The organism is Desulfotomaculum defluvii, assembly GCF_054657375.1.
This window is the reverse complement of record NZ_BAAHYV010000006.1, coordinates 701,220-716,937: the sequence shown is the minus strand read 5'-3', so window position 1 is coordinate 716,937 and position 15,718 is coordinate 701,220. Positions and strand designations below refer to the sequence as shown.

Sequence of the window (15,718 nt, the reverse complement as noted above, 5' to 3'; positions counted from 1 at the left end):
CGGAATATGGACCAACAGATTGTCATTATTGCGGTTGTAATTTTAGCTTTAAGCTTTGACTTTATTAATGGGTTCCACGACACTGCAAACGCCATCGCTACATCTATTTCCACCAAAGCAATAAAACCTAGAGTTGCTATAGTTTTAGCTGCTTGTATGAATTTACTAGGAGCCCTTACTTTTACCGGTGTTGCAAAAACTGTAGGTGGCAGTGTAGCCAACCCCGCTAATCTTGAAAATGGGGTTTATGTGGTAGCCGCTGCCTTAATAGCAGCGATTATTTGGAACTTGCTAACCTGGTATTATGGTATTCCCAGCAGTTCCTCTCACGCTTTGATTGGTTCATTAGCAGGTGCGGTTATTGCATCAGCTGGATTTAGTGCAGTTAATCTATCGGGTTTCTTAACCATCATTGAAGCTCTTATTTTATCTCCCTTACTTGCTTTTACCGTTGGCTATATCATTATGACGATTATCCGCATTATATTCGCTAATGTTTCACCCCATAAAATGAATTCCAAGTTTCGGTTTCTACAGATTTTTACAGCAGCTTTTCAAGCTTTCAGTCACGGTACCAACGACGCTCAGAAAACAATGGGTATAATCACCTTTGCCTTGGTGGCAGGAGGCTTCCAGGAGAGCCTAGATGTAGCTCTCTGGGTAAAAATATCTGCCGCAATGGCAATGGCACTGGGAACTTCCGTGGGCGGTTGGCGTATCATTAAAACCGTTGGTTCAAAGATTATTAAATTAGAGCCAGCCAGTGGTTTTGCTGCTGACCTAACCTCTGCTTTAGTTATTACTGGTGCTACCCTGATTAAACTTCCTGTCTCCACCACTCACGTTATTAGTTCGTCCATTATGGGTGTTGGTTCAGCTAAAAGGTTTTCCTCTGTAAAATGGGGTACTGCAGTAACAATGGTATCAGCTTGGATCATCACCTTACCCGTTACAATGGTACTGGCCGCAATATCTTTTGTAATTGTACGAGCATTGTTTCTGTAATAGAAAAACCGCCTAGGGATTTAACCCTAGACGGTTTTTATGTTTATCGAAAGTATTTTATCTTGCTAGACATTCTTTTTAATTCCTGACCCACTACCCAAAACATACAGTTCTCTTGAGAAGGTGTAAAATGATCCCCGGTTTGCTCAAAATTTACCGCATAGCAACCACCAGCACAGGTTCTGGTGCAGCCTTTGCAGTGACGGGGCATCCTACTTATAGCGTTTTGGAAAGGCTGTAATTTTTTCATATTAACATGGGTCCTAACATTCCCTACAACATATTTTCCTGTTTCATCCGTTAGTCCCAACAGTTTCGAACAGGGGCTGAGATCCCCATTGGGGGCCACGGCCAGTGAAGTACTACCGGCACGACAGCCCCACCCCACAGGTTCATGCTCATCCTTTTCAAATTCCTCGATATATAGTGGTACACCTTTACCTTTGTAATGATGGTAATCCTCTAATATTTTTACCATATTTAAACCATACTTTTCTATCTGATCCCTACTCCATTGGCTAGCACCCTGGGCCGGAGCAATTATGAGCTGCTTAAAGCCAAGTTCCACAATGGCCTTAAAATCTTCTTGCATCGTATCAATAGCTTCTGGGCTGACGGTCATTCTGGCACCAAGCCAGGGTTGGTACTGACAAACTAAGGGAATTAAAGAGGCGATCTTTTGCCAGGTACCCTCTCCACTGCGAGTCCTCCTATAGCGATCGTGGGTTTTTTGTCCACCATCCATACTAATAAGAATATTGATTTTGTGATGTGCAAAAAATTCAAGGATTTTTTTGTTTAGTAAAGTTCCGTTGGTGGTTACCGCCCAGGTAATTTCTAGATTTCGCTGACCAGCCTGCTCCAAAGCATAGGGAACTAGCTGCTGTATCAGATCAAATTCTAGCAAGGGCTCGCCGCCGATAAGGGTAATCACCACATTAGGGAAAATTGCTCTGTCCAATAAAAGATCAACTGATGCCTGAGCTGTTTGCAGGCTCATTCTTTCATGGGGGCTTTTGCAATGTACAAAGCAGTAATCACAGGTAAGATTGCAATTGAAAGTTAGATTCAGTTCAATTGCTGCTAAGCCCAATTTGGCAGTATTTAGCTCCTGTTCCGCCCTAGCGGCCAATTGGACCGCTACCTCCTCTTGTAAATTAAATTTACTTTGCAGCTCCTGGGCTAATGCCAAATGGGAGTAGCCGGGATAGTTCCCGGCATACTCTTTAATAAAGTTGGCAATCCTATTTAACCACTCTGCTTGCATGCTCATGTTTATTCCTTTTTCTCTTTTTTGGCTGCCTGTGGAGCTATGCCGATAAAGGCCTGACCAGGGCAGGTAAAGCCACCTGGTGCGGTGCACTGGGAACCAAAGGGATAGGCACAGGGCTGCTGGAATGGTACATAGCAGGGCTGGGTAAATCGGAAACCACAGGGTTGAAAATAGAACCGGAAGCCGCAAGGTTGATAGAATTGAAAGCCACAGGGTTGATTAAAGAAATAGGTGCAACCTGGTGTAAAGAAATAGGTGCAGCCTCCCTGGGGTTGGCTTGGTGAATAAATACCGGGGCAAGCAAATGTATAGGCGCAGTAATCCGGTGGCAGGCAATAATACTGGTTTTGGCAAATAAAGCCGGAAACCGCAGTGCAACTAATACGCGATTCTTCTTCTTTACGCATTTGGTTAGCTATAAAATCCATGTTTTCTTCATTAAGAGTGTGATTCATATTTTCCCAAATTACCTGAATAGCACTATAGGGAATGGTACCCATCCCCTCTTCTGATTCCATACGGATAAACCGGTCGTTGGCCTCAACCAGTGTACCAGATACTTTCCTTCCGTTAACTAGTTCAACAACCAGATGTTTGCCCAGATTGGCCTGAAGTTGGTCTAACACTTCACTTCACTCCTTATTTGGATATTGTTTCCTTTATAAGGTATGAAGATATGCTTCTATTGGTGACTACCCAACTCATAGAGATACATTTCCTACAAATGCGACAGCGGGGACGGTTCTCACTGTCGCAAAAATAAAAAAATGCGACAACGAGGAACCGTCCCCCTTGTCGCAAAAAGGAAAAATGCGACAGTGAAGAACCGTCCCCACTTGTCGCATTTTTCCTTAGGTTAACTTTTCTATTCGAACAGCACAGACCTTTAACTCTGGTACTTTGGAAATGGGGTCATGGGCAGAGTTGGTTAACTGATTTATTGGTACTTGGGGGTAGTGGAAGGAGGTAAACACTAAGCCAGGTGCTGTTACCTCTGTTATTCTTACCACTAGTTCCACCGACCCACGGCGGGAGATCACTCTGACCCAATCGCCATCCATAAGGCCCAATTTTTCTGCATCCACGGGGTTTACTTCGAGATACTCATTGGGATAATGCCGATCCAGGGTTCCGGTACGCAAGGTCATGGTACCGGTATGATATTGGTAGAGTCTTCTACCTGTGCTTAACACCAACGGGTATTCTTCATCTGGTATTTCTGCCGCTGGCACATAAACAACTGGGTGGAACTTACCACGACCCCGGGGAAAACTTAATTGGTGCAAAATTGGGGTACCTGGATGCTCCTCGGTAGGGCAGGGCCATTGTAGACTCTGCAGTTCCAGACGCTCGTAGGAAATACCACCATAGGTAGGTGTCAGGGCAGCCATTTCTGCCATTATCTCCGCTGGAGAATTATATTGCATGGGATAACCCATAGCCTGGGCCAACAAACATATAATTTGCCAATCAGCTTTGGCCTGACCTATGGGTGCAATGGCCTGACGCACCCGCTGCACCCTGCGTTCAGTATTGGTAAAGGTACCATCCTTTTCAGCAAAACTTGCGGCTGGCAAGACAACGTCGGCCAACTGAGCTGTTTCTGTCAGGAAAATATCCTGTACCACCAAAAAATCTAATTTTTGCAAGTCTGCCATGATTTGATTTGCGTTGGCATCGGACAATACAGGGTTTTCTCCCATTATATACATGCCCTTAATGTTACCTGAACCTGCTGCCTTAAAAATTTCACCCACGGTAAGCCCTGGGTTGGCAGACAAATCCGATACGTCCCAGGCCTGGGCAAACTTGGCTCTAACTGCGTTATCATCTACTTTTTGATAACCAGTTAACACATTGGGCAGAGCTCCCATGTCGCAGGCACCCTGTACGTTATTTTGTCCCCGGAGGGGATTAACTCCACTGTGTTCTTTGCCAAGCTGACCACAAAGCATAGCTAGATTGGCCACCGCTAAAACATTATGGGTACCACTGGTGTGTTGGGTTAAACCCATAGTATATAAAATGGTAGCATTTTGGGCCTGGGCATAGCTGCGGGCCGCCGCCTTAAGTACCTCTACAGGCACTCCGGTGATTTCTGCCACGTAAGCTGGAGAATATTTTTCTACCATTTCTTTAAGGATTCCGAAGTCTTCGGTACGCTGCTCAACAAACTCTTTATGCCAAAGATCCTCTGCAATGATTATATGGGCCAAACCATTCAGCAGGGCCACATCGGTACCTGGTTTTAGCTGTAAATGCTGGTGGGCTAATTTGGCTACTTCAGTTTGGCGAGGATCTATCACCACCAGGGTGGCACCCTGCTGAACTGCCTTTTTGATCTGCAGACCAATGATCGGGTGGGACTCGGTGGTATTAGTGCCAATGGCTAAGATACAGTCAGCCCCTGCAATTTCTTTAATACTGTTGGTCATTGCACCGCTGCCCAAGGATGCCGCCAGACCGGCGACAGTGGGAGCATGTCAGAGACGGGCACAGTGATCTATATTGTTAGTCCCTATTACCGCCCTGGTTAGTTTTTGCAGTAGGTAATTCTCTTCGTTAGTACACCGGGCAGAACTCAATACGGCCAGGGCATCTGGACTATGGTTTTGCTTGATGGCCGTTAATTTTTCTGCCACTAGGTCTATGGCTTCTGACCAGCTGGCTTCTTCAAATTGACCATTTCTTTTTATTAATGGTGTGGTTAAACGATGGGGGTGGTGAATAAAGCCATAAGCAAAGCGACCTTTTACACACAAAGCCCTGCCGTTTACATCACCTTCACAGGAGGTTACACCAACCACTTGGCCTTCCTTGACATTTAGTTCCAAACTGCAGCCGGTGCCGCAGTAAGGGCAAACGGTTTTTACTTTTTTTACTTCCCAGGTTCGGGACCTTGTGCGTAAACCCTTTTCCTGTAAGGCTCCTACCGGGCAGACAGCCACACAGTTGCCACAAAATACACAGCCTGATTGGGCCAAGGGCAAATCCAAAGGGGTAGAGATCTTTGTATGAATACCCCTGTGGGCAAAATCCAAAACATTTTGCCCCTGCACTTCACTGCACATACGAACACATTTACCACACAGGATGCATTTATTCATATCTCGAACAATAAAGGGGTTATCCTGTTCTATTTCATAGTCATGGCTCTGCCCGTGAAAACCAGGTCCCGTAACACCATAGCGAAAGGCATAGTCTTGTAAGCGACACTCACCTGCTTTACCACAGGTCAGGCAATCCTGGGGATGATTGGCTAATAATAATTCCAAAATGGCTCGCCGAGCCTCCACCACAGCAGTTGATTCGGTTTCGATAACCATGCCTTCTTTAACGGCGGTGGCGCAGGCTACCTGCAGTTTACCGGCGATTTCCACCACACAAATACGACAAGAAGCTGCCCTAGTTAATTCCGGGTCGTGGCAAAAGGTCGGGATAAAAATTCCCAGTTGCTCTGCTGCTTCTAAAATGGTAGTACCCGCGGGGACAGCCACAGGCTGGTTATTAATCGTTAGATTAACTTTAGACAACTGTTTCACTCTCCTTTTGCCGTAATTAACATTTCAGTACAGCACCAAACTTACATTTTTGCAGACAATTACCACACTTAACACAGCGTTTTTCATCAATAACATGGGTTTGCTTTTTGCCACCGCTAATAGCTCCGGTGGGACAAGCCCGAGCACAACTACCACAGCCGATACATTTGTTTGCATCAATGGAGTATACCAGCAGCTTGGAGCATGCACCAGCTGGACAACGTTTATCGTAAATATGGGCTTCGTATTCGTGGCGAAAATAGCGCAGGGTACTGAGCACAGGATATGGTGCACTTTGTCCTAAACCGCATAGGGAGGTACTACAAATGATCTTAGCTAGACGCTCCAAATCCTCCAAATCCCTTGGCTGGCCTTGCCCTTCACAGATCCGGGTAAGAATTTCCAACATACGCAGGGTACCTTCCCGGCAGGGTGTGCATTTACCACAAGATTCTTTTTGAGTAAAATTCAGAAAAAATCTGGCCACATCCACCATGCAGGTGGTGTCATCCAACACCACCAATCCTCCAGAACCCATCATGGATCCAACCTGCCCTAAGGAATCATAATCTACCGGCAGGTCTAAGTGTTCCGCAGGGATACATCCACCCGAAGGACCACCTGATTGTACTGCTTTAAAGGCCCGCTGATTTGGGATACCTCCGCCAATATCAAAAATGATCTGACGCAGAGTAGTACCCATGGGCACTTCTACCAAACCAGTGTTCACAACCTTTCCGGTTAAGGAGAATATTTTGGTACCTTTGCTTTTTTCAGTACCAATGGAAGCATACCATTGGGCTCCCTTTTCAATAATGATAGGTACATTGGCAAAGGTTTCGACATTATTTATTACAGTGGGTTTTTGCCACAGGCCCTTTTCTGTGGAGCGGTCTGCTTTAAAACGCGGCATACCCCGATTTCCTTCAACGGAAGCCATTAGTGCCGTACCTTCGCCACAGACAAAGGCACCCGCGCCGGCTTTTATCTTAATGTGGAAATTAAAATTAGATCCAAAAATGTTATTTCCTAAATAGCCAGCCTCTTCGGCCTGTTCTATGGCCAATTTTAATCGACGTATTGCCATAGGGTATTCAGCTCGCACATATATATAGCCTTCATCAGAACCAGTGGCATAACCACAGATAGCCATACCTTCCAGCACTTGATGAGGATTTCCCTCCAGCAAACTACGATCCATAAAGGCACCTGGATCCCCTTCATCGGCATTGCAGATAACGTATCTTTTATCTGTGATTTTAGCATGCAGGGCTGCATCCCACTTTCTACCGGTGGGAAACCCAGCACCGCCGCGGCCCCGCAGGCCTGATTTCTTTACTTCATCTACCACCTGCCGGGGTACCATCTGTTGAAGAACCTTCATAAGTGACTGATAACCTGCCTGGGATAAATAATCTTCAATCTTTTCCGGGTTGATATGACCACATTTTGCCAATACAACCTTTTGCTGACGAGCATAAAAGGGTATCTGATCATAGGTTGTTAGTCGCTGGTTGTCTTGGGGATTGACATAAAGTAGTCGTTCCACCACCTGACCCCTCGAGAGAGAGTCAACAATTTCTGACACATCCCCCTCAGTAACCCGGGTATAGAAAATTTTGGCTGGTTCAACGCTAACCACAGGTCCTTGTTCGCAAAAGCCATGGCAGCCCACTGGCTTGACCAAGATTTGCTCTTCTAAGCCCCTTTGCTGCACCTCTGAAACTAGCTTTTCCAGTACCCTTTGGGAACCGGAGGAGGTACAACCACCAGCACAAACACAAACAATTTTTTTCATGGTAATCCTCCGTCCTATGGATACTGTTTTAAAACTTCCAGAGCTTTGGCTGGGGTAAGACGCCCGTGGGTATCTTCATTAACCATCATAGCCGGAGCCAAACCACAGGCTCCTAAACAGGCCACTGTTTCCAAAGTATAGCGCAAATCTTCGGTGGTTCCTTCACCCTTCAAGCCCAGAGCCTCGCGGATACTCTCTAGCACAGAATTTGCTCCTCGGACATGACAGGCAGTACCAGTGCATACCCGAATTATATTTCTCCCACGTGGCTTTAAATGAAATTGTGCATAAAAAGTGGCAACACCAAAAACCTTACTAAAGGGAAGGTTTAATGCATTGGCAACCTGCTCCATCACTTCCCCCGGCAGATAACCATATATCTCCTGAGCCTCTTGCAGCAGGGGGATCAAAGCACCAGCAACACCCCGGTAGCGTGCAATGGCTGCCTGTAGAGCCCTCTGTTTTGGATCCTCTCTGTCACAAAAATTTCCGCAGCAACAAGCAGACAATTTTACACCCCCTCAGTCATTTTTATAGACTTTCTATCAGAGGAAAGTGAGCGAAGCTCCTGGTCATTCTACTATCAGCAACTTACTTACTCCCCTAACCCTCTGAATTAAATCAAAAACACCCCACGTTGTGGAGCGCTTACTGGTTAGTTGTTTATTTGCTTATTTTATAACATTTTTCGCAGGAGTACTAGCAGGCAGGTAAAAATATCAGCCATTAGCTGTTTACTAATAGCTAATGGCTAAAAATTAACGAGTAGTGACATTAACTGCTCCCCATATATTTCTCCCGGCCTCTATGTAAAGCTGCCTGATAAACTTCCTTAACCGGTATATTCATTCTATTGGCTAAGGAACGACAATCTTCATATTCAGGTTTAAGGTTTAACACTGGCTGACCAACATCAAGTCGAGCCAACTTCACCTTAACTGAACCATAGCAGGTATCAACTTCTTTAATCTCTCTGAACAATTTTTTCCTATTTTGATAACTAACTCTTACACCTAAAGATGATGTTTCATGCAAAATGATTCCTGTAAGGGAATCAACAGACTCGGGTCGGCAAATTGCAGTCAGTTTAACACCTGCCCGACCTTTTTTCATAACAATGGGTGTGTAAAAAACATCCAGAGCACCTTCAGCTAAGAGTTTCTCCAACACAAAGGGATGAAATTCAGGGTTCATATCATCAATATTTGTCTCCAAAACAGCTAAATGATCTTGCAAATAATTCGAACCTCTGCCAACTATCACCCTTAATAAATTTTCTCTGTGAACATCACCACCATAACCTATGGAACTTAAAACCAATTCAGGTTCTGCTGCTATATCAGTAACTATTGTCTTGGCAATGGCCGCCCCCAGTGGTGATACGATCCCCGTAAAATTCTTGCCAGTACTAATCGGTAAGCCCTTTAACAATTCTAAAGACTCTGGTAAAGGGATGGGACTAAGGGCATCTAAGTTTTTTGTCAAACCTGTTTTAAAGGAAATAGGGGATATAAGAATTTTCTTTGGCGATATTTTCTGGATACAAGTAAGAGCACCGATAGTTTTTAATAACTTATCTAAAGCGTCCTCTATTCTGACCTCAATCAAAGGCATAGCAAAAATCTTGGACTTTGCCTCTGCTAAAGAGGTAAAAATATTGATTGCCTTTTCCTTCAGGTGATTCATTAAACTAGTCTCTTCTATCATATCCACAATTTCAAAAAGTGTCAGTTCCTGTGGCTGTTGACAATGCTGTATAAAAATCCGATTTGTTGTAAAAGCTTCTCCCTCCAGGTGGCTTTGAATGGTACAAGCGCCAAGACCCAGGCAGTTCAGTTGTTTTTCTAAGCTTATCTTATTATCAATCTGAAGCAATGCCGCAAGAAGCATATCCTCGGTAAAGCCGGATATACAATCAAAATAAATTATTTGAATAAAAACCACCTCTATTCCATTAATTTACCCATAAATTATATGATGTTCATGGTAATGTCGGTGATCCCCACCATACTAGCCTTCATGATGACGGTGCCCATGGTGTGTGTGATCATGTTGGTGGTTTTTTTCTCCCACGATCACTCGCAAGAGATTTGGTATATGCAGTTCTGCGGTACCCGCACCGTAACCCACTTGCGTAGGAATCATGACAGGTAAATCAGAGAAATCCTGACATAGCGTAGAAATAATAGCCGCTCCTGTAGGAGTAACCAATTCTCTATTCACTCCACCGTTATAGATGGGAATGCCCTTTAATAGTTCTAACGACGCAGGAGCAGGTACCGGGATATACCCGTGCATACATTGGGTCCAGCCACCCCCAATATTTAGAGGAGATGCAAATACCCTGGTAATATTCATTTTATGCAAGCCAACCACAGCACCCACTATATCAACAATGGCATCCACCGCCCCTACTTCATGGAAGTGGATCTTTTCGGGGTTTACACCGTGAATTTTGCCTTCAGCTTCGGCCAACCGGCCGAATATTTGCAACACTGTTTCTTTAATAGGTTCCTCCAGGCCACTTTCTTGAACGATTTTGCGAATATCACCTAGATGCCTATGTGGGTGATGTTCATCTGTCGACACGGAAAATTTAGTTGCGGAAACCCCTTTTTTAACCACTTTCTCAGATTTGATTTGGAAATTAGTCAGATTTAGTTTGGCAAGTTCTTGCTCCAACTCAGCAAAGGGTAACCCAGCATCCAGCAAAGCACCAATAATCATATCTCCACTAATTCCCGAAAAACAATCAAAGTAAATAATTGACAACTTTTATTCCCCCATCCGATTTATCATAGCGGCAGCATAACCAGCGCCAAAACCATTATCAATATTTACCACGGTAACTCCTGAGGAGCAGCTATTAAGCATAGCCAGTAGAGCTGCCAGACCGTTAAAGCTGGCACCATACCCTACACTGGTGGGCACGGCAATAACTGGCTTATCAACAAGGCCTCCGATGACACTGGCCAAAGCCCCCTCCATGCCAGCCACCACCACAATCACCTTGGCAGCATCTAATTTATCTCGATTCATCAACAATCTGTGTATACCCGCTACCCCTGCATCATACAGTCGGTCGACTCTTGCCCCCATTAGATCTGCGGTAATAGCTGCTTCCTCCGCCACAGGCAAGTCTGAAGTGCCCGCACAGGCCACTAACACATTACCTATTCTTTTTTGCTCCCCTCTGGTAACTGTGATCAACCTAGCAATACTATCATATTTAGCATCAGGAACCACCCTTTGGACAGCCTGGTACATCTCTAGAGAAGCCCTGGTACCCAGGATATTACTTGCTGACCGGGCAGCTAAAGTCTCCATAATTTTTTGTACCTGCTCTACGGTTTTACCAGCACAATAGACTACTTCTGGGAAACCCCTGCGGAGACTCCTATGGTGGTCTACTTTGACAAACCCCAAATCTTCATAGGGAAGGTTCTTTAGTGTTGCCAGTGCGTTATCAATGGAAAGAGTACCCTCTCTTACCTGGCTAAGGATGTGCTTTATTTCATGTTGATCCATTATTCACTCTCCTTTATTGCTTCATTCATGCTTCCCGAGCGCAAACCCATCATATCTACGGTTACATAGGTCAAGCCTAGTTTTTTAAGGTAGGTTGTGACCTGGTCAGACAGATCCATTAAATCTAAAAGCTTGTCCTTTGGCACTTCAATTCTCGCCAAATCTCTATGAAGGCGCAGCCGACAGGGGAAAAGACCTAAACTCTTCAAATGGGCCTCACCTTTTTTTATGATTGTCAATTTTTCTTTCGTTATGGTTTCCCCATAGGGGATTCTAGATGCCAAACAGGCAATTGCCGGGGCTTCCCATGTAGCTATTCCCTTTTTACGGGCTAGCTCCCTGATTTCTATCTTTGTAAAACCAACCTCCTGCAGAGGGCTTTTCACCCCAAGTTCTTTAACAGCTTTAGCACCAGGACGATAATCTGCAAGATCATCAACATTGGCCCCATCTAAAACAATATCAAATCCCCTGGTTTGGGCTATTCCCTTTAAGGCACTAAAACGCAAATGTTTACAATAATAACACCTTTCAGGAGAGTTTTCAACAAACCGAGCATCTTCCATTTCGGTACTTTGGATGATTAGATGTTCTACAGCAAACTCCTTGGCTAACTCCTTTGCTCGTTGTAATTCAGCTTCAGTAAATGTATCTGAAACTGCTGTCACAGCCAGAACGCCAGAAGGAATTTCTTCCGAGGCTATTTTAAGCAGGAGAGTACTGTCTATCCCTCCAGAAAATGCAATCAATACCCTTTGGTAATTTTTTAATATTTCCCTGAGGAGAACTTCTTTTTGATCTAATACTTTCATAAGACCCCACCTAGCTAATAATTTAAAATTAAAATTACTCTTATAAACTATTATAGACGGTTACAGTTTCCCCGTATCTATGAAAATCACACTTTATCAAGCCAAGTGGATTATTACTTTTTCCCCTTAAGTAGGCGATGATTACATACAATTAACACCCCACTGACAATAAATAAAGCACCAATAAACTGAACTAAGGTATAAGATTCTCCAATAAAGAGGGCAAATACGCCGGAGAAAACTAAAACTAAATGTAGAAAATTGGCAGCTATACTAGGGCCTAGGGATATAACTCCACAATTCCAACACAAAAATGCCAGAACTGAAGGAAAGAAACCAATATATAATATTGAAAGCCACATGCCAGGTGTTAATTGTGTGTAATGAAAAGGACGCTGTATGCTTTCCCAAAGAAAAAAGGGTAATAGTATAATAACACCCAGAAACAATGTGCTGAGGAAGGTAGCTTGTTGAGGTAATTGTCCACCGTACTTCTTCATTAACATTGAATAAATAGACCAACACACTACTGCCAATATTACCAACAAGTCTCCTTTATTTAACTGTAAATTGATAATATAGTTTAATGACCCCTGGGAGACCACCCAGATAACACCCAAAAAGGATATAATTATACCGATATATTGTAGTTTATATAATCGTTCATGTAAGAAGAAAACCGATAAAATTACAATTAACAAAGGTGCTATTGAGTTAATTAATGAGGCATTTATTGATGTAGTCCACTGCAAAGCAACATATAGTAAAGAATTAAAGCCTGCTATACCTGTTATAGAAAAAAGAACAATAATTCTCCAATTCTTCAGCATCAACTCTTTGTGTTGTTTCCACTCAGCCCAGGCAAAGGGTAGAAACAATAAAAACCCTAATACTAGACGCATAGTGGATAAATGAAAAGGTGGTAAAGTTTGTACTAAGTTTCTGCCAATTACAAAATTGCCTCCCCAGAACATGGTGGAAAATATCAATAATAAGTAAGATTTACTTCGCACATAGTCAAAGGCCTTATGGAAAATCTTTAAAAATTCCAAACTCCTTCACCCCTTAACCACTATTAAAAGAAACCCCCCTTGAAAAACAGTGGTGAACGAAGTATTCATCCTATTCTCCAAAGGGGTTTCTATCCATTTGTAAAACTTATTATTACTCTTTATCTATATAATTTGCTAGATCTATCTCGTCATAGCCAGGTATTTTAATAGTTTCGTACTGCTCCGGCGGTGCATCCAATGGGCAGGTGGCATCGATACCCATTTTATCAGAAATACCATCCTTGGTGGAAGGGTCCAGTTTAGAGCCGAGGGAACCGGAAACCAACATACTGTCCTGAGCCATCTGACATCTGGTGGCAATAGCCCACTCCACCTCTTCCATATCAAAAATGTCTACATCTGTGTCTACCACAACAACGTGTTTGATTTCCTGCATGCTGGCAAAGGCTGCAAACATTGCGTTTTTCGCTTCACCTTCATGTTTCTTATCAATTGATATCACAGCATGGTAACGACAGACACCACCAAAGGTTAAATGAACATCTTTTACAGTGGGCACAGTTTGTTTGATCATCTCATATAATGTAGCTTCCCTTGCTAAGCCACCCAATAAAAGATGTTCTTTGGTTGCCGGCAAAATTGTATGATAAATTGGATTATCCCGATGGCAGATGGCGGTTATTTCAATTACCGGTTTTTCACTGGCGGGGCCATAGTATTTGGGGAACTCCCCAAAGGGGCCTTCCACTTTCCTTACCTTGGGCAGCAGTTTGCCTTCTAGCACAATTTCAGCTTCGGCTGGCACCTCAAGATCAACTGTTTGGCATTTTACCAGCCTTTGCTCACCACCTTTAAGGGCATTGGCAATTTCCAGTTCATCTACCCCCAGAGGTACAATGGTTTGGGAAGCTAACAATAGAATGGGGTCAACACCAATGACAATGGCTACGTCAAGGGGTTGATTCTTTTTCTCTGCTTTCATGTAACAGTGCCATAGGTGTCTGGGAAGTATTAGAACTCCCATTTCATTTTTGGAAAATATCTGCAACCTATGAATGGAAACATTTCTTTTGCCTGTCTCGGGGTCTTTGCAAATTAAGAGACCGGCGGTGATATATTGCCCGGCATCCTTCAGGTGATGAATAGGAATAGGGAACTTCAATAGGTCAACATCATTAATATTGATATTTTCCATAACCGGTGCGTCTTCCTTGGGTACAACCCGGCAAGGGAGCGGTTGTTTTTGATATTCACTAATTTTTTGGGCAATACCACCCTTATTTGTATCTAGGGCCTTGGCAAATAAATCCCTGTCATAGGCAAGTCCGGAAACTACTGGAATATCATAGCCCTTTGGCTGCTTAAATTTAACCGCTGATTTTCCGTCAAGCTTTTTGATTAAAGCAGGCATCTCAAATTTAAGATTGACCTCTTTAGATATGGTTTTTAGTTTGCCTTCACTTTCCAAAAAAGCTAACCAGTCACGTAATGAAGCTGCCAGTTTTACCACCCCTTTAACAATTGTCTAAAGTTGTTCAAAATAGTCAAACAGCGTTTTTGATTCTCACAATAAAAATTGCAACTAGGTTTAGAATGCATCCTGTAGGATTTCTCTAATTTGTTTTTCACTGGCTTTACGTACATTGAACTTGAGCATTCCACTCTTTAATGCATCCCTTGCGACATCATCCAACTTTTCTTCTGTTGCCCCAGCATCACGAAGTTTACTTGGCAGACCGCACAGTTCAACTAGTTTTGCCACTGCCTTAGGTGCTTCATAGGCATCTTCATAAATATCCTTGCCGCAGAGTATTACACCCATAGCCTCGGCAACTCTAGCATATTTTTCTGGAGCAGCCGGAACATTAAATTTCATGACATAGGATAACATAATTGCATTTGCTACACCATGGGGAATGTGGAAATGGCCTCCTAGTGGACTGGCAATGGCATGGGACAAACCTAAATTGGTATTATTAAAGGCTGCTCCTGCCAGTAATTGAGCCTTAAGCATTTCTGTACGAGCTTCTAAATTGCTACCATTGGTAGTAGCTTGGGGTAGATACTTATAAATAATACGAATGGCTTCCAAAGCCAAAACATCACAAATGGGCTGGTTGGCTAAAGAAGTAAATGCCTCAATGGCATGGGTCAATGCATCCAGCCCTGTGGCAGCCGTCATCGTAGGGGGTAATAGCAAAGTTAACTCTGGGTCTAAGAGGGCTAAATCTGGAGCTAAATATGGACTGCCAATGGTAAATTTAAGATCCTGGTCTAGCTCTGATAATACAGCAAAAATTGTTACTTCACTGCCGGTTCCGGCTGTGGTGGGAATGGCAATAAGTGGAATACCTTTGTTCTTAACTTTGTTGAGCCCTGCATAATCCAGTAGTTTTCTGCCATTGGCCAATAGCACTCTGGTACCCTTTGCGGCATCGATGGAACTGCCGCCACCAACTGCTACCAGCAGATCAACTCCCTCTTGTTTGGCTAGATCGCTAATACCGGCAATTGTTTTTGTACTGGGATCAGATTCTACCTGATCAAATACAACATAGTTTAATTGAGCTTGTTCTAAAACTTTAGTAATCTTTTCTAAAATACCAGCTTTGGCAATACCAGGGTCGGTAACAACCATAACTTTACTGGCCTGAAAGGCAGTAATCCTTTCGGAAAGCTTTTGCAAACTTCCAACACCAAATTCAATTTCTGTGGGTAATTTAAAGTTAAAATTGGTAGATAGCATT

Annotated in this window: 13 protein-coding genes; 1 reads left to right on the top strand and 12 read right to left on the bottom strand. The window is 43.5% G+C overall.

From position 1 onward, the window contains the following. Positions 1–6 precede the first annotated feature (6 nt). Positions 7–1,005, top strand: coding sequence for an inorganic phosphate transporter (locus ACYQ03_RS06175; protein WP_459908436.1), 999 nt, complete (start codon positions 7–9; stop codon positions 1,003–1,005). A gap of 43 nt (positions 1,006–1,048) precedes the next feature. Here ACYQ03_RS06175 and ACYQ03_RS06170 read toward each other — a convergent pair whose 3' ends face one another. The 12 genes from ACYQ03_RS06170 to ACYQ03_RS06115 all read right to left on the bottom strand — a co-directional run bounded on the left by ACYQ03_RS06170 (position 1,049) and on the right by ACYQ03_RS06115 (position 15,717). Then, positions 1,049–2,278, bottom strand: coding sequence for a radical SAM protein (locus ACYQ03_RS06170; RefSeq protein WP_459908434.1), 1,230 nt, complete (start codon positions 2,276–2,278; stop codon positions 1,049–1,051). Positions 2,279–2,280: 2 nt separating this feature from the next. Then, positions 2,281–2,904: an LSm family protein gene (locus ACYQ03_RS06165; protein ID WP_459908432.1), complete on the bottom strand. Its 624-nt coding sequence runs from the start codon at positions 2,902–2,904 to the stop codon at positions 2,281–2,283. Between the two features lie 225 nt (positions 2,905–3,129). Next, positions 3,130–5,811, bottom strand: coding sequence for a formate dehydrogenase subunit alpha (fdhF, locus tag ACYQ03_RS06160; RefSeq protein WP_459908430.1), 2,682 nt, complete (start codon positions 5,809–5,811; stop codon positions 3,130–3,132). 25 nt (positions 5,812–5,836) lie between these two features. After that, positions 5,837–7,618: an NADH-ubiquinone oxidoreductase-F iron-sulfur binding region domain-containing protein gene (locus ACYQ03_RS06155; protein ID WP_459908428.1), complete on the bottom strand. Its 1,782-nt coding sequence runs from the start codon at positions 7,616–7,618 to the stop codon at positions 5,837–5,839. Between the two features lie 14 nt (positions 7,619–7,632). Further along, entirely contained in the window at positions 7,633–8,127 is a 495-nt protein-coding gene (nuoE, locus tag ACYQ03_RS06150; RefSeq protein ID WP_459908426.1) for an NADH-quinone oxidoreductase subunit NuoE, read from the bottom strand. Positions 8,128–8,392: 265 nt separating this feature from the next. Beyond that, positions 8,393–9,562 carry a nickel pincer cofactor biosynthesis protein LarC2 gene (larC2, locus tag ACYQ03_RS06145; RefSeq protein WP_459908424.1) on the bottom strand — a complete coding sequence of 390 codons (1,170 nt, stop codon included), beginning with the start codon at positions 9,560–9,562 and terminating at the stop codon, positions 8,393–8,395. 66 nt (positions 9,563–9,628) lie between these two features. Further along, positions 9,629–10,390: a nickel pincer cofactor biosynthesis protein LarC gene (gene larC, locus ACYQ03_RS06140; protein WP_459908422.1), complete on the bottom strand. Its 762-nt coding sequence runs from the start codon at positions 10,388–10,390 to the stop codon at positions 9,629–9,631. A 3-nt stretch (positions 10,391–10,393) separates the two neighbouring features. Next, positions 10,394–11,146 (bottom strand): nickel pincer cofactor biosynthesis protein LarB, encoded by a 753-nt coding sequence (larB, locus tag ACYQ03_RS06135; protein WP_459908420.1) that lies wholly within the window; start codon positions 11,144–11,146, stop codon positions 10,394–10,396. Next, positions 11,146–11,958 carry an ATP-dependent sacrificial sulfur transferase LarE gene (gene larE / locus ACYQ03_RS06130; protein WP_459908418.1) on the bottom strand — a complete coding sequence of 271 codons (813 nt, stop codon included), beginning with the start codon at positions 11,956–11,958 and terminating at the stop codon, positions 11,146–11,148. The genes larB and larE overlap by 1 nt, the downstream gene beginning before the upstream one ends. A gap of 113 nt (positions 11,959–12,071) precedes the next feature. Continuing rightward, positions 12,072–13,010, bottom strand: a complete 939-nt coding sequence (locus ACYQ03_RS06125; protein WP_459908416.1) for a DMT family transporter — start codon at positions 13,008–13,010, stop codon at positions 12,072–12,074. 112 nt (positions 13,011–13,122) lie between these two features. Then, on the bottom strand, positions 13,123–14,481 hold the full coding sequence (locus tag ACYQ03_RS06120; RefSeq protein WP_459908414.1) for a UbiD family decarboxylase: 1,359 nt from the start codon (positions 14,479–14,481) through the stop codon (positions 13,123–13,125). Between the two features lie 78 nt (positions 14,482–14,559). Beyond that, the gene (locus ACYQ03_RS06115; RefSeq protein WP_459908412.1) at positions 14,560–15,717 is read right to left on the bottom strand and encodes an iron-containing alcohol dehydrogenase; all 1,158 of its coding nucleotides are present in this window, start codon (positions 15,715–15,717) and stop codon (positions 14,560–14,562) included. Position 15,718: the final 1 nt, after the last annotated feature.